Annotated in this window: 9 protein-coding genes and 4 pseudogenes; 4 read left to right on the top strand and 9 right to left on the bottom strand. The window is 64.9% G+C overall.

Going from position 1 to position 15,857, the window contains the following annotated elements; translation table 11 throughout:
- Window positions 1-185: 185 nt before the first annotated feature.
- Window positions 186-611, top strand: coding sequence for a flagellar biosynthesis repressor FlbT (gene flbT, locus AB8Z38_RS00965; protein ID WP_369722650.1), 426 nt, complete (start codon window positions 186-188; stop codon window positions 609-611).
- A gap of 76 nt (window positions 612-687) precedes the next feature.
- Here flbT and AB8Z38_RS00960 read toward each other — a convergent pair whose 3' ends face one another.
- From AB8Z38_RS00960 to AB8Z38_RS00920, 9 genes and pseudogenes are all read right to left on the bottom strand, one after another.
- Window positions 688-2,187, bottom strand: coding sequence for an aspartate aminotransferase family protein (locus tag AB8Z38_RS00960; protein WP_369722649.1), 1,500 nt, complete (start codon window positions 2,185-2,187; stop codon window positions 688-690).
- Window positions 2,184-3,437 (bottom strand): RimK family alpha-L-glutamate ligase, encoded by a 1,254-nt coding sequence (locus AB8Z38_RS00955; protein ID WP_369722648.1) that lies wholly within the window; start codon window positions 3,435-3,437, stop codon window positions 2,184-2,186. The genes AB8Z38_RS00960 and AB8Z38_RS00955 overlap by 4 nt, the downstream gene beginning before the upstream one ends.
- A gap of 1 nt (window position 3,438) precedes the next feature.
- A complete protein-coding gene (locus tag AB8Z38_RS00950; RefSeq protein WP_369722647.1) occupies window positions 3,439-5,088 on the bottom strand; it encodes a hypothetical protein in 1,650 nt (549 codons plus the stop codon).
- Window positions 5,078-5,861, bottom strand: a pseudogene (locus tag AB8Z38_RS00945) (hypothetical protein). The gene AB8Z38_RS00950 and the pseudogene AB8Z38_RS00945 overlap by 11 nt, the downstream one beginning before the upstream one ends.
- A gap of 72 nt (window positions 5,862-5,933) precedes the next feature.
- The gene (locus tag AB8Z38_RS00940) at window positions 5,934-7,817 is read right to left on the bottom strand and encodes a flagellar protein (RefSeq protein ID WP_369722646.1); all 1,884 of its coding nucleotides are present in this window, start codon (window positions 7,815-7,817) and stop codon (window positions 5,934-5,936) included.
- 31 nt (window positions 7,818-7,848) lie between these two features.
- A pseudogene (flgK, locus tag AB8Z38_RS00935) lies at window positions 7,849-9,733 on the bottom strand (flagellar hook-associated protein FlgK).
- A gap of 43 nt (window positions 9,734-9,776) precedes the next feature.
- A pseudogene (locus AB8Z38_RS00930) lies at window positions 9,777-12,028 on the bottom strand (flagellar hook-basal body complex protein).
- A gap of 179 nt (window positions 12,029-12,207) precedes the next feature.
- Window positions 12,208-12,720, bottom strand: a complete 513-nt coding sequence (gene msrB, locus AB8Z38_RS00925) for a peptide-methionine (R)-S-oxide reductase MsrB (RefSeq protein WP_369722645.1) — start codon at window positions 12,718-12,720, stop codon at window positions 12,208-12,210.
- 87 nt (window positions 12,721-12,807) lie between these two features.
- Window positions 12,808-14,261, bottom strand: a pseudogene (locus tag AB8Z38_RS00920) (NAD(P)/FAD-dependent oxidoreductase).
- Window positions 14,262-14,356: 95 nt separating this feature from the next.
- Here AB8Z38_RS00920 and AB8Z38_RS00915 point away from each other — a divergent pair.
- The 3 genes from AB8Z38_RS00915 to AB8Z38_RS00905 are packed head-to-tail and all read left to right on the top strand — an operon-like array spanning window position 14,357 to window position 15,840.
- Window positions 14,357-14,893, top strand: coding sequence for a histidine phosphatase family protein (locus AB8Z38_RS00915; RefSeq protein ID WP_369722644.1), 537 nt, complete (start codon window positions 14,357-14,359; stop codon window positions 14,891-14,893).
- A gap of 47 nt (window positions 14,894-14,940) precedes the next feature.
- The gene (locus tag AB8Z38_RS00910) at window positions 14,941-15,366 is read left to right on the top strand and encodes a universal stress protein (protein ID WP_369722643.1); all 426 of its coding nucleotides are present in this window, start codon (window positions 14,941-14,943) and stop codon (window positions 15,364-15,366) included.
- 15 nt (window positions 15,367-15,381) lie between these two features.
- Entirely contained in the window at window positions 15,382-15,840 is a 459-nt protein-coding gene (locus AB8Z38_RS00905) for a hypothetical protein (protein ID WP_369722642.1), read from the top strand.
- Window positions 15,841-15,857: the final 17 nt, after the last annotated feature.

Raw genomic sequence — 15,857 nt, 5'->3', positions numbered from 1 at the left:
ATGCCCTGGCGCAAACTTTCGAGCGCCCTCCTCGTCGTTACGCAAGATACTGAAATAGCTTCATCTTTTGGCGCGACGGCCGATGTTTACGACCCGTTAACCACATTGGGCAAGGATTGGACCCAAATCGGAGCAGGCAGCGACACGCGCGCCGCTCGTTACAAAAGGGTTGATGGAGAACAGGCATGGCTCTCAAGGTCGAGCTCAAACCGCACGAACGCATCATTGTCGGCAATTGCGTGATCACCAACACCGACCAGCGCGCCCGGCTGTTGATCGACGGCGAGAATGTCCCGATCCTGCGCGAGCGCGACATTCTCACGCCGGAGACGGCCGATACGCCGGCCAAGCTGGTCTATCTCGCGGTCCAGCTCATGTACATCTCGCCGGATCCGCAGACCCAGCACGGCACCTATTTCAACCTGGTGCGCGACATCGTCACCGCCGTGCCGAGCGCCTGGCCGATCATCGAGGGCATCAACAACCACATCATGAGCGGTGATCTCTACCGGGCACTAAAGGATGCCCGCAAGCTGATCGCCTACGAAGAGAAGCTGCGGGATCAGTACGAGGCGACGCATCCCAAGGCCGACGTCAGCTCGGCTGCCTGATCCCTGGTTCCAACACCAGCGCAAACGACAACGGCCCCGGATAATCTCCGGGGCCGTTGTCGTTCCAGCGGATGGCTCATTGCGCCGCGAGTGGCGGCGCCTCGATTTCGATCAGGCCTCCATCCGTCCGGCGTGCGCCGAATTCCAGCACGGCTGCCAGCAGCGCATCGATATCGGTCTCGCCCGTGCGATGATTGACGATTGCGGCGCGGATCGCGAATCTGCCGTCCAGCGTCGTCCCCGACGGCGTAGCGATACCGGATTCCTGAATATCGGCGACGATCTCGCGATTGACTGCATTGTCCGCGCGGTAGCGGAAGCAGACGATGTTGAGATTGACGGGCGCGAGCAATTCCAGCCGCGGCTCTGCGAGCACACGCGCTTCGAGATACTTCGCCAGCGCGCAGCTTCGCGTGATCACCTGGCCCAGCCGGTCGGTGCCAAACGTCTTCAGCGTGAACCAGGTCTTCAGCGCGCGGAAGCCGCGCGACAAATCGGGTCCGAGATCGCAGGGCCAGACCGCGCCGGCCGCAAGTCCCCGCGCCTCACGCTGGAGATAGGCCGCCGGCTGCGCAAAGGCCTGCCGATGCCGTTCACCGTCGCGGACCAGCAGGAAGCCGGCGTCGTAAGGCACCTGGCCCCATTTGTGGAAGTCGAGCGCGATCGAATCCGCAAGCTCGATGCCGTCGAGCAACGGCGTCAGCTCGGGCGAAAGGATAGCGAGCGCGCCGAAGGCGCCGTCGACGTGAAACCAGATTCCCTCCTCTCGGCACAAATCCGCGATGGCCCTGAGATCATCGATCGCGCCGATGTCCACCGTGCCGGCAGACGCCGCGACCAGGAATGGCTTGAAGCCGACCTCACGATCCGTCGCGATCTGCGCGCGCAGCGCGGCGACGTCGATGCGATGATCGGCATCGACGTTGATCTTGCGCAGCGCATCGGTGCCGAACCCGGCAATGTCCATCGCCCTGGAGATGCAGCCATGCGCCGCTTTCGACGCATAGGCCGTGAGCAGCGCGCCATCGTTGCCGATGCCGTGCTGTCGCGCCAGCGCGCCGAGCGCATCGGTGCGCGCGACCAGCACCGCCATCAGATTGGCCATCGACGTGCCGGTGACGAAGATGCCGCTCGCACCTTGCGGAAATGCGAACAGTCGCCGCATCCAGTCGACGATCTGGCGCTCGACCTCGATCGGCATGTGATCGCGTCCGCCGAGATTGGCGTTGAGGCCCGCCGCGAGCATCTCCGCGAGCATGCCCACCGCCGTGCCGCCGCCATGCACCCAGCCCATGAAGCCGGGATGGACATTGCCGGTCGCATAAGGCGCGACGTGCTCGGAGAATTGACGATAGACCTCGGCCAGATCGGTGGCGTTGCGCGGCACCTCGGCCCGAAGCGCCGCGCGAACCTCATCGGGAATCGGCTGCCAGACCGGCCGCGCGCGTACATTGGCGATGCCATCGATCGTTTCGTCGAGCATACGATGGGCGAGCGCGCGAAACTCCGTCCAGTCCTGCGGGTCGAGCGAGGTGCCGGTGACGGCTGCCTGCGCGTCGCGAACGATCTCGTTCATCTTGCACTCCCCTCGCCTGCCTTCGCATGGCGCGACAGCATCGCCGTGAACGCGGCGAAGATCTTGCGCATCTGCGGCGGCTTGTACGGAAACACCAAAGGCGAATCCATGTTGTGCACCACTGCGGTGTTATCAGCCTCAAACACCAGCAGCTCGCGTTCCCGGTTCTCGGCGCAATCGACGATGAAATAATCGAGGCCGACGCGCCTGCTCATCTCGTCGAGCGCGCTCTTGTGGCGCGCAGCGAAGGCGTGGTCGAAGTCGAGCATGAAGACGGCCTCTTCAGCACGCTTCTCCTCGCTGAACGCCATGTAGGCGTTGAGATACCAGATGTCCCAGCGTTCAGCGATTGCCATGTGGCAAGCGTAAGGCTTGCCGTCGACCATCGCGAGACGATATTTGCGGTAGAGCCCGTCGGGGCTCACATAGTCAACGAAGCGCGCGACGAAGAAGTCATGCTCTTCGCGCTCGACGAGATAGGCAGCGAGCGCCGAGGCGTCGTCGAGCTTCGCGAGCCCGACGCCGGCATGCGTGCCGCGGGGCCGCGCGATCATCGGAAAGCGCAGTTCGCTTGCGATGTCCTTGCAAGCAATCCGGCCCGCGGAGAGGTCCGCCAGTTGCGCACGCCTGGCGTGGATGGTCGCGGGAATCTCGAGACCTGGAATGCCCATCAGCAGCCGATACAGCTTGTCGCGATCGAGATTGCCGATGAGACCCGGGCGATTGAGCAGCGGCCGCGGCCAATACGGCGCGGCCTTTTCGATCCCGGCAAGCGCCTCGCGGCATTCTTCGGAATCGGATGCGACGACGATGGCGACGTCGTGGTCCGGCAGCTGCTCCGGCAGACCGACGCCATCGACCACATAGAGCGTCAACAGCTCGATCTCGGACTGCTCGAGCAGAAACTCGATCGGCGTATTGCCGCCCATGTCGATCGCGGCCGCTAGCGCAAGCACCCGCAGACGCGGCTTCTCGACCGTGCAAGGCGAACGAAACAGCCGATGAAAGGTGAGCACTTCGGCCTGGATGGCAAGCCCCGCCTGCTTGTCGCCGAGCAGCTGGACGATCAACGACAGATCAAGCCCCTCGCCGGCGTGCGCTGTGCCTTCGGAAATCCTCGCAACGAGATGATCGCGCAACGGGAGCAGATCCACGCCCTCGAAAGCCTGGCGCGTCAATTGCGCAAAACCGATGCGCTCGGCAAACGGGGCATCGGTGGTTGAGATCGGCGATTGAACTGGATGTTGCATTTCAAAACCCGAGGACAGGCGTATCCGGCGATACCGCGCCCATGGCGCGGTCGAGCACCAGTTCGACCTTCACCATGATATGAGCGATTTGATCGAGGACATGCTGAAGATTGGGTCGCGCTTGCGCCTCGTCCGCCGACCAGGCTTCCGTCACCAGCCCTGCGCCGACGCATAGCCGCAGTACCGCTTGCGGCGCATGATCGGACCGCTCGAGCCGAACCGGCTGGCCGACCAGGCAGCGCTGCGCGGCGACCCCCCGGTCTGCCGCGCTGCCGCCGATCTCATCGTTCACGTCGCGCGCCAGCGCGCGATGCACGGCGCTGGTGTCGGCGATGGAGGCCGGCTTGCCATTGCGCAGCAGCGTGAACGGAAAGATCGTGGGGTGGGCGAATTCCTGGTCATCCACGCCGGCCTTGTCGAACGCGGTCGGAACGGCCCGAAGCGACGGCGACAATGCGATCATGCTGTCGATACCGGCCCCAAGCTCGGCCATGGCCCTGGCGCGGAATGCTCCGGGCACCGCGTAATAGTTGCCGATGTCCGCCAGCGCCGCCTCCCAGCGCAGCCATTGACCGAAATTCGGCCGGCGCGCGAAGCGCGAGCGCAGCGCCGTCCATGCCATCGGCCAGTCGCTGCGGCCGGCATAGTCGAAGAAGCCGGGCGCGATCTCGCCAATGCGGTCGAGCGACCGTGACCGACCTTTTGGCACCAGCAGCGCGCCGCTGAACGCAGGGCCACCGAAAAACTTCGATCCGGTGATCAACACCATGTCGCCGCGGTCGAGATAGGCGCGCAGCCGCCGCCGCCCCAACCGCGCCTGGCAGGCGTCGACGACGATCTGGACCTTGCGGGGCCAGCGCCGCGCGATCTCGTCGAGGCAGGCGGCACTTGGCGCGCGCCAGCCCAGCTTTGACGAATCCATGATCTGGAGCAGCACGGGCGTGCCCTGCGCGATCGCGGTTTCGACCGCGCGCAACACCGCGGCATCCGCATCCGGACGCATCGCAATGTCGGATTCGGCGTCAAGCAGCGGCACCGCGATGCTTTCGCCGGCGAGGCCCGCGACCGCACTGTCCTTGCGCACCGTGAAGCCGCTCGCCGTCACCGTGCCGAAATGGCGGCCGCGCGCGGTATGCGCGGTGCCGCTTCCGGTCTGGTCGGCCCCGACCACGATCGTCACCGGCAGCCCGCCGAGTGCGGCGCGCGCCAGGAACAGCGCGTGAAGCTGCGAATCGGTGCCCGACGGCGAGAACACGATGTCCACGCGCGGCGGCAGCTGAAGGTAGCCGCGCAATTCGTCACGCATGTCCTCGCAGCGCCTGTCGAAGGCAATTTCGACCTCGTCGAACAACGATTTGTGGACCAGTTCCTCGCGCGCCAGCGCGGCGCGATCATAGGCAGCCTGCGAGATCGGCGATGCGGTCGACGAGGCGAAATTCCAGAGATCCGGCGCGGGCGACGGCGCGCAGCCATAGGCGTTGACGCGATGTTTCGGGTCGAGCGCCAGCCGCTGGTCTCCGCCGGACACTAGCAGCGTATCCAGCGGTGTGAAGAGATCGCGCAGGCGGTAGCGCGAGCCGCCGTCGGACGCTCGCTCGGTATCTGACAGACGGGATGCGCCGGCGCTCATCCCGAAAGGCTCACGCCGCATCGGCTGCAACCGCGGGTGCCGGCGCGAATTGCGAGGTGATGTCGCCGTGGAACACCGAAGGGCCGACATGGTCGAGCGAACTCTGGATATCGGCCCAGATCTCGCCGCCGATGTCGGTCCAGCGCTTGCAGAAGGCGAAGTCTTCCGACAGGTAGGTGCCGGTGGCCGGATCGATCATGCATTCGAACAATGCGAACCGATTCTGGCTCGTCGCCAGCGCGTCGTGCGAATGCTCGCGGAAGAACTGCAAGCCCGCATAGTTCGGATGGCGGCACATCGCCTCCAGCGCCTGGCGACGGATCATCAGGAAGCCGGTGCCGGCATAGCGCACGCGGGTGAAGCCGTTGACCACCACGATGCGGTCGGGGTCCTCGATCTCGAGCACGTAATCGAGCGAGGCCGCCGGTACGTCGGCCCGGCCGGACTGGATCGCCCGCTTCGCCTTGTCCCAGTTGACCCGCTTGATCGGATAGCACCCGGCGACGACATCAGCCCCGGATTCTGACCAGCCGAAATACCTGCTCCGGCTTGAACCCGATATCGGCATCGATGAACAGGAAATGCGTGGCCTTGGGATCGTCCAGGAACAGTGTGACCAGATTGGCCCTTGCGCGCGTGATCAGCGCATCGCCGTCCCGCAAGTGCACCTTGAGCTCGAGATTGGACATGCCGTGCACGGCGCGCTGGAGCGCGAAGATCGAGCTCGCGTAAATGCTCGACACCTGCCCGCCGAAACACGGCGTGGCCACCACCAGTTGCACCTTGTCCGACATCGACGGCTCCGCCCCCGTTCAAATCCTCACCAAGAGGTAAACAGGCATGGTTAACGGCGCCTTAATGCGCCCTTACAGGTACTTGACGAGCGAGAGCTGCGCGAGATTGGAGGTAGTCTGGTAGGACGCCTGGAGCGCGTTCTGGAGCGACAGGATTTCGCTCGCGACCTGGTCGGGAGAAGCCGATTCCGCCTGATCGATGATGGTCTGAAGCTGCGCCTTGGCCTGGGTCTGGCGCGTGGTCGCGTCCTTCATCGTGTTCTGGGCCATCGCGATATCGGTCTGGATGTCCTCGACGCGCTGTTGCCCGGGCTGCGGCGTCAGCGCCTGAGTGGTGCGCAGGCTCAGCGCCGTCACCTGGGCGCCGGAATATTGCCCGGTCGGCGACGTCGAGAACGTGCCGTACACGGCAATCGCCTGCAACTGACGGCGGATCGCATCCTCGTCGGCCTGCGCGCCATATTGCACCGTGACGGAATCGTCGACCCGTGCCACGGCCGTCGAGCGCGGCGAGCCGGGCCCGTCATTGCCGGTGTACCATTTCACGGTCGTGGCCGAGCCGTTCACCAGCGTCGTCGCCGAGCTCGCCGGCGAAGAGCCGACACGCAGCGGCGGCTGCGTCGCGGTGATCGGCTGCGAGGCGAATCCGAGCGCGTTCATTGCCAGCGTGTTGCTGGTCGAAATACTCAGGCTCGCCGCATCGTCGGTATTGATCGTGACCGCGCCGCCGTGGATCGTCGACGGCTTCGAAGTGCCCGTGATCGAGTCGATCTTGCTCATCAGCGTCTGGATGCTATCGGTGACGTTGAGCTGGTTGCCGGTCGCACCGGAGGCGACGAAGCTGAGCGTGGTGCCGTTGACGGTGATGGTGTCGCCGGCGGAAAAGCCGGGCGAGATCGAGTCCGACGGCGCGGTGCCCGACAGCGCGGTGGCGCCGCTGATAGGTGCCACCGGGGCCGCCTGGTTGGTCTTGGCAGCACCGATCGCCGAGCTGTCCGTGTTGAAGAAATTGTCGCCGGCGGTAACGGCGGATGCCGCCACCAGCGACGTGTTGGCGAGCTTCGTGATGGCGGTGTTCAGCGCGGTGTTGAGGTTCGTCGCGGTGTTGTTTGGGTTGACGGGGGTGCTTGCATCAATCGCAAAGCTCCCGAGCGGCGTCGGTGTCGCGCTGGACGCGGTCAGGTCGATCTGCTCCGTCGAGCCGTCGGGTAGCGTGAACTGCACGCTGAGCTTGTCGCCGCTGTTCGGGTTGACGCCGTTGAGATCCACCGAGAACGACACCGGCGAGCCGCTCGGACCGGTGAGGGTCGCGCCCGTCAACGTCGAGGAGACCGCGGCGATCTTCAACCCGAATGGCGATCCCGCGACGTCCTCGGACACCTTCACCGAGCTCGGCGTCGGCTGCGTCTGCACCAGCCGCCCCATGCCGTTGGCGCCGAGGTCGGCGGCCCGGCGCTCCGCCATGACGGTCTTGAATCCCGCCTGCGTCGTGGTGCCGTTGATGATATCGCCGGCGTTGGCGACCGACTGCGTGCCGACCGCGGTTCCGGAGAACAGATAGCGATTGCCCGCCTGCGTGTTGAGAACGCCGACCATCGAGCCGAACTGTGCGGCGGCGGTGTTCTGCGCCACCGTCTGGCCGTTGACGTTGAGAGCCTGCGAGGAGGTGGCCGAACCCGTCTGCACGGTGTTGCGGATCGTCGTCAGCGACTGCAGCGCCGTATTGGCGAGGTTGATGTTGACGTTGACGTTTGTCATCGTGTCGGTATAGGCGGCGATGTCGGACAATTGTGAGCGCGAGGCGATCGCAAAGCCTTCGTTGGTCCCCATGCCGGAATAGTTCTGCGACAGCTTGCCGGTCGAGAGCTGCGTCGACAGGTCGGTGAGCTGCTGGTTGATGTTGCGGATCTGCGCGCCGAGGACCGACGAAGAGTAGTTGATGCTGCTGATCGACATGTTGCGGCGCCCTTACACTTGATACGCGTGGTTACCCTTGAGCCTGGAGCAGCGTGGTCATCATGCTTTGCACCACCGACATGAGATGGGCATTGGCCGCGTAGGCGTTCTGAAGCTGGATCAGGTTCGACATCTCCGAGTCCAGGTTGACGCTGGAGGTCGAGTTGAACTTGGCCTGGAGCGTCGACACCACGACGCTCTGGCCCTGCTGGAGCTGGGTCGCCTGGGTCGATGCGTTGCTCTGGACGCTCAGGAACTGCTGCAGGTAGTTCGAGACGCTGCCGCTGAACGGCTGACTCGCCGAGCCGAGTCCCGTCTGCGGTGAATAGGAGAACACCGTCGAGGTGAGCTGGGAATAGAGGAAGTCAGAGCGCGTGGTGTCGCCTGCCGGCGTCACCGGCGAGGTGCTGTAGACCGACAGCCGAGTCGGATCGTTGGTGAGCTGCGTGTTCACGGCGATGCGACCGGCAAGGCCGGTCATCTGCGAACCCGATGCCGTGATCGCACCGGTATAGAGCGCCTGACCACCATCAGTGAACAGCGGCAGTTGCGGACTGCCCGAGGTCAGCGACGAGATCGTCTTGGTGATCGTGGACGAGTTGACCTTGGCGAGGCCGGTACCGTCGTCCGTGACCTGCAAGCTTGTGGCAGTCGCAGGCAGCGGGGCCGGGGAGAATGTCAGGTGCGTCCCGGCAAGCGCGTTGTTCAGGGACGCCGCAATTGCAGGCCATGCCACCCGAAAAATTGACCCCGACCTGCACGGGGTTGGCGTTGGTGGCGTTCTGAAGCGGCAGCGCCGCCGGGTCGGTCACATTGACCAGCGTGATCTGGCGCTGCGTGTTGGTCGTCGTGTCGGTGTAGGTGATGTTGGCTGTATTGCCCGGTGCGACGCCGGCGAGATCGATTTGGAAACCCGCGGGTGGACCTGCGATCGCGCTGCCGGCCGTGGTCTTGTCGGAGAGCGCGCTCGACATCGTCGCGGCGAGCTGGTCGACCTGGGTCTGTGCCTGCACCAGCGTCTGGTCGCGCAACTTCAGATCCGCCGCGATCTGGCCGGAGGACACCACGTTGTTGGCGACGACGTCGAGCTGAGCGCCGTTCGGAAGCTTGATGTTGAACGCGCCGACACCGGACTTGGCTGGATCGGAATTGTAGAGCGAGGTCGCCGAGAGTGCGCCGGCGGAAGCGAACGTGAATTGCGAGGCGAGCCCCGCGCCGACGAGTTGGATGCCCGTCGTGGTAAAGATGTTGGCCTGGTTCGATCCGTCGGTGGTGACGCGGACGTCGACAAATTTGGACAGCGAGTTGATGGCCTGGTCGCGCTGATCCATCAGCGTTGCGGCGGACGGATCACTCGAAGACAGTCCCTGAAGTTTGGTGTTGATGTCGGCGATCGTGTTCATCGCCGCGTTGGCCTGCTGTGCCGAGGTGTTGAGATCCTGCTCGGCGTTGGAGCGCAGCGACTGGATGCCCTTGGTGGTGACGTTGAGCTGTGTCGCCAGCGCCTGTGCCGCACCGAGCGCAACCGTCTGGGCCGACGACGAGCCCGCGCTCGTCGACAGCGCCTGGAGCGTGCTGGTGAAATTGTTCAGCGCTGTTTCGAGCGTGCCGCTGTTGCCGGGCGTGCCATAGACATTCTGAAGCTGTTTCAGGATGTTGGCCATCTGGTCGGCATAGCCGCTGCCGCCGGTCTCGGTGCGGAGCTGGTTCTGCACGTAGGTGTCGAGCTCGCGGCTGACCCCGGTCGTGACTACCGTGGATCCGAAATCACCCGTGGTGACCTCGATCTGGTTTGGCGTCTGGGTGACGTAACCAGGCGTCTGCGAGTTTGCGACGTTCGAGGAGACGATCGAAAGCGCGGCCTGGTTGGCGCGCAGACCGCTCATCGCACTGGCGAGGGCTGAACTCAAACCCATGGTGACTTGCCGCCTTTGGTTACGTTACGTGCCGGAAGACCGATCAGCGCAACACGTTCAGGAGATCCTGCACCATGGAGTTCGCCGTCGTGATCACCTTGGTGTTGGCCGAATAGGCCTGCTGGGTCACGATCAGCTTGGTGAATTCGTCGGCGATGTCGGTGTTGGATCCCTCCAGCGACGAGCCGCTGATCGTCCCCGATGCACCGTCGATTGCAGGTCCCGACTGATCCGTCGCCGCGTAGGCGCCGCCATCGAGCGCCTTCAGATAATTGGTGCCGTTGAAGTGCGACAGCGACACCGAGGCGAGGTCGAGGTTCTGGCCGTTGGAGAAGGTGCCGACCACGAGGCCGTTGTTGTTGACCGCGACCGAACGCAGCTGGCCGGCGGCGTAGCCGTTCTGGGTGATGGTGTTGATGGTCACCGCGCCGCTGGTGCTCGCATATTGCGTCAGTCCACCCGAGGATATGTTGAAAGCGACCGATCCGAGCTGCTGGCCGCTGACGGAGACGTTGTTGATGGTGATGCCCGAGCCGCTCGGCGAGAGCAGTGAACCGTCGGCGGCAAAGGTGAAGGTCTGCCCCGTGTTGACCCAGCCGGGCGCCGTGCCGGCCGGCGACGGATCGGTCTGGTAGAACAGGTTCCAGCTGTCAGTGTGGCCGTTGCCAAGCGACGCGCTGTCGGTCTTGGCCCAGCGCAATTGCAGGTTCACCGGCGTACCGGCTGCGTTGTAGGCGGTAACCGCGCCGCCGCTGATCGATTCCTTGGTGAAGGTCGCGATGTCGTTGCCGATCACGGTGCCGGTACCGGCGGTGCCGCCGCCGTCGCGATTCTGGTGATGGTCGAGGTGAAGCCTAGTGCCGCGAAGGCGGAGCTGTTGGAGCTGGATACCGACAGGTTGGAGACCGTGCCGGTATTCAGGGTGATCACGCCGCTGCTGCTGACCGACGACCCCGAAGCGCCGGAGAGAGCATCGATTTTACCGAGCAGGGTCGTGATGTTGTCGGTCACGTTGATCTGGTTCGCACCCGCGGCGCCGGAGGCCATGAACGTCAGCGCCTGGCCGTCGACCGTGATGATGTCGCCCGCGGCAAAGCCTGATGAGAGCACTTGCGCGCCACCGGCCGCCGCGCTGCCACTCAGCACCGTCGAGCCCGAGATCGCGGGCGCGGACAGCACGTTGCCGCCGCGCGTGATGCTGCTGATGCCGAGCGCGGTCGCTGCCGTGCCGCTGTTGACCGGCACGTCGGTCGAGGTACCGGTTGAGATTTGGATGTTGCCGCTGGCGCTGAGCGTCGCGGTGACGCCGGCGCCGCCGGCAGTCTGGATCGCGCTCAGGATGCTGGCCACGGTGGCGGTGGTGCCCGCGCCAAGGCCGATCGTGGTGTTGCTGCCGACCGTCGCGACGGTGGCGGTGTTGTTGAAGGTGATCGTGTTGCCGTTGACCGTCAGCGTCTGGCCGCTCAAACCCGCGAGGATGCTCGAGGCGAGGTGCACGGGCTGAGTGGCATCGAGGGAAGTGGTCGTGGACGCCGCTGCAGCCGAGTTGTTCTGAAGCGCAACGGTGCTTGTCGCACTTGTCGAGGAATAGGCCGAGCGGATGTTGCCGGTGGCCGCCGCGCCGGCGACTGTCGCATTGGTATAGGGCGCCGGCGGCGTGCCGACCGGCAGCGGGTTCGCCGTGAAATCCGAGGGATTGATCCCGCCGGCAGCCAGCAGGGAGCCGCTCGAAGCGGTCGAACTCGCCACCGTGTTCGGCTGGGTCGGCAGGTTCGCCGCGTACTGGATCGAAGTCGTCGCTTGGGCCGGGATGAAGTTATTCTGGAATTTCAGGACCGTCGCCACGTTGCCTTGCGGATTGCCGGTCTTCGCGTCGACCGTAACGCCCATCAGATAATAGCCGGCGCCGTTGACCAGATTGCCGTTGGCATTGAGCTGGAAGTCGCCACGGCGGGTGTAATTGGTGACGCCGTTGAACACGGGCGCGTTGTCGACGACGCCGGTCGCCTTCTCCACCGAGAAGAAGCCGTCACCCGTGATCGCCATGTTGGTGGCGACGCTGGAGGCCGAGATCGTGCCCTGCGTGGTGATGGTCGCCTGCGCATGCGCGGTGACGCCGCCGGCGACCTGCTTGCTCGGCACCGAGGAGTCGGGAATGAGATCCTCGAAGCTGGTCCCGATGCCCTTGTAACCGGTGGTGGATGAGTTCGCGATGTTACCGGAGATGTTCTGAAGGGCGTAGGACTGCGCCTGCAGACCACCAACCGAGGTGTTCATTGCATCGAAGATACCCATAACTTTGTCTCCAAATCCGATCTCGGGCGGCCGCCGGACCCATGGCCGCATTCGGAGGAGACTTCGCAAGGCCTATGCCAATGCGGGGACTTCAATTAAATCAATAGCTTAAATACAAAGGCCCCGGCTTGATGACCGGGGCACAATTGCCGGGCCGGCAACAATTGCCGGGATCAAGCTTACGTCGCCGAGGCTGTGGCCGGATGGAAAACCAGTCCAAAACCGTCGATGCAGTAGCGCAGCCCGGTCGGCTTCGGACCGTCGTCGAAGACGTGGCCGAGATGCCCCCCGCAACGGCGGCAATGCACCTCCGTGCGGAGCATGCCGAACGTGCGATCCTCGGTCTTGCCGACATTGCCCTCGATCGGTTGGTAGAAGCTCGGCCACCCCGTGCCGCTCTCGAACTTGGTGTCCGAGGAAAACAGCGGCAGGTCGCAGCCTGCACAGGCGAACACGCCCTTGCGATGCTCCTTCAGCAGGGGGCTGGAGCCCGGCCGCTCGGTGCCCTCCTTGCGCAGGATCTCATATTGCTGCGGCGTGAGCTGGGCGCGCCACTCGGCGTCGGTCTTCTCGATCTCGAACTTCTCGGCGCCCTTCTCGCCAGCCAGAGCCGGAGTGCCTCTCAGCCAGCGAAAGGCTGAGAGGCCAAACAGGCCGGCGACAGTCGTCAAAAGGATGCGGCGGTCAAACATCTCATTCTCCGTGCGCAGGAAATCCACGCCCTGAGATACGGGCTTCTAGCCGTGGACGTTACACGTCCAGGCGGGATTTTTCTCAACTTATTGCGAGACGCCCTGGTCTTGGGAGACGGGTTCCTCGCCCTCACCCGTCCGCCGCGCTGGCACCAGCCGCGGCCGAACCCCGGGCGGCGGACGGCGCGGCCCGGTGCCGGCAGCCCGGTTGGCTTCGGCCAGCCGCGCCTCGCGTTCCCTGTCCTTGACCCGTGCCCGCTCGCGGTAACGGGCGAGCGAGCCCGCGGCGGCGGAACTCGCCCTGGCCCAGACCCGACCAGCTGGCCCGCAACCCGTCCAGTCGCGCCGCCCGCCCAGACCAGCTCGAATGGCGAGAACAGCCGCCAACGCTCGTCGCCCGCCAGGATGCTGCGTGCGATCAGCTGCCCGGCCATGGCGGACGTGTTCATGCCCTGGCGGCCGAACCCGCTCGCTACCCACAGGCCTTTGCGCAACTGGCCGATCTGCGGCATGCCGTGCACGGTCTGGCCGGTGGCGCCGCCGAAGGTATCGGTGATCTCGACACTGCCCAGCTGGGGGAAGATCGTGCGGATTCTGCGCTTGACGCTACCTGCAAACCGCTGCGGCCGTGCCGCCCAGGTCGTCTCCGGGCTTTGCCACATCAGCCGGTCACCATCGACGATACGGAAATGGTCGATGCCGTCGGAATCCATCACCGATCCCTTGAAGGCGATGAACTCGTTGACGCGCTCACCGAGCGGCGCGGTGATTCCGGCATAGCGCCAGACCGGCAGCAGCGTCTGCGACAGCCGCTTCAGCGGCGCGCCGAGATGGATGTTGCCGGCGAGCACGATGTGGGTCGCACGCAGCCGGGCCGAGGGCGTGACGATGCGCTTGCGAATGCCGGAATAATCGATGCTGACGACCGGCGTGTCCTCGAAGATGCGCGCACCGGCCCGCCGCGCCAGCGCCGCGAGGCCGTGCACATATTTGCGGCCGTCGAGCTGGAATGCCTTCGGATAATAGACGCCGTGGAAGTAATGATCGGTCTTGAGCACCGTGCGGACACGATCGGCCTGCCAGCCCTCGACCTCGGTGTCGAAATCCTCATTGAGCATCTGCAACCGGCTGATCAGCCGGTCGCCGGCATCGACGTTGGATACTTCCAGCACGCCATTGCTCGGGCCGATGCCCGGCATGTTCTCTTCGGTGGCGTTGGCGCGGACGAACTCGGCGCCCTCCTTCGACAGCGTCCATAATTCACGCGCGTCCTCGAACCCGATGCGCACGATCAGGTCGGTGAGCGGCAGCGCAAAGCCCGGCATCACCGTGCCGAGTTGGTTGCCGGAGGCGTTCCAGCCAATGTGGCGGCCCTCGAGCACCGCGACGCTGGCCCCGAGCCGGGCCGCCTGCAGGGCGATAGAGAGCCCGGCCAGCCCGGCCCCGATCACGCAGATGTCGGCGTCGAGATCGAACGACAGCCGGGTGCGGTCGCGAAAGCCGGCTTCTTCCTGGGACACGCTTGTGAAAGTCTCGGTCATATCGTTTCTTCTTAGAGGACCGTGCAGGCCCTTGTCACCTTGCCCTCAACCGGGACCTGTAGATTATTCTGGACGCGTAACGATTCGAGAATGCCATGCGCCGTTTGATGCTGCTGCGTCACGCCAAGACCGAGACTGACGCGCCAAGCGGCCGCGACCAGGACCGGCGGCTCGACGAGCGTGGCCAGAGGGATGCCGCAGAGATCGGCGACTGGATCGCCGGTCATCCACCGGTCCCCGAAACCGTGCTGGTGTCGCACGCCGTCCGCGCCCGGCAGACCTGGGACATCGCCTGGGAGGCGATGAAGGACCGCGTCGCCGCGCCGCAGGTCGAGATCGTGCCGGAACTCTACGGGGCCGACCCCGCGCAGATCCTGGAAGCCATTCGCACTGCAACCATCCCGGCCAATCCCCGGCAATTGCTGCTGGTTGGCCACAATCCCGGCATGCATGAGGCGGCGCTGATGCTGATCGGCAGCGGCGATCCGGCCGGCGCGAAGGCGCTCGCCGACAACCTGCCCACGGCGGGGCTTGCGATCTTCGACTTTGACGTGAAGGATTGGGGTGACGTGGCCTACCGCCGCGGCAAACTGGTACTGTTCGTCAGCCCCAAGCTGCTTCGACTGGGATGATCGCGCGACGTGCCGGCAAGACCTGATTGGAAGATTTGGAGGCGCAGATGTTCAAGTCCATCCTCGTGCCCATCGACCTCGCCGACACTGATCTCGCCAAACCGGCGATCGCGACCGCGGCAACGCTGTCGGAGACCTGGAGCGGCACGGTCCGCCTGCTCAATGTACTGCCGATGACGCCGGTGATGCTGGCCGAATACGTGCCTGCGGATTTCGACGAGCAGCAGCGCCAGACCTCGGAAGAGGCGCTCGCCATCGTCGCACGTGAATCCGGCATCGACGCCGCGCGGATTTCCAGCGTGGTCCGCCAGGGCGGCATCTATCACGAGATCCTCGAGGAGGCCGTTCACATGAAGGCCGATCTGATCGTGATGACCTCGCACCGGCCGGCGATGCGCACCTATTTCCTCGGCTCCAACGCAGGGCATGTGGTGCGCTACGCGAAGTGCTCGGTGCTGGTGGTCAGGCACTGAGCTCGGAGCAATGTGGTGAAGCACTGGTGGCGGAGATGGACCTACGAGGTCCCGCTTGCGATCGGCGATGCGCTATGGGAGGTGCTGGTCGTGCAACTCGCCGCGCTGCTGGACAGGGTGACGGTGCGGAAGGTCATTGCCTTCATCCCCGTCGTCATCCTTATCGCCGCCTACTATCACAGCATTCCGATTCCACCGGAGCTGATGCTGGTCGGCGATTTCCTCGCCTATATCGATATTTTCTCGGTGCTGTTCCTGGTCGGCGTGCTCAGTCGCATCACGACGATCCTCTTCGTCGTCAGGCAGGCGTCGGAGCGGATTGTCTCCCTCGCCGGCAGCCTCGTTGGACGCATGCAGCGGCGCGATGCCCGCCATCGGCGCCAGCGTGGGGCTCCAGCGAGACCTCGCCAGCCCGACCAGTCCGAGGACGATCGAGCTTATGGCAGCATGTGGGGCCAGGCCGCGCTGGCCTGATCCTGCCCGCACATCTG

It is taken from the genome of Bradyrhizobium sp. LLZ17 (genome assembly GCF_041200145.1).
Taxonomy (GTDB): Bacteria; Pseudomonadota; Alphaproteobacteria; order Rhizobiales; family Xanthobacteraceae; genus Bradyrhizobium.
Note: the sequence above shows the minus strand (reverse complement) of the source record. Positions and strands in the feature narration are given on the sequence as shown.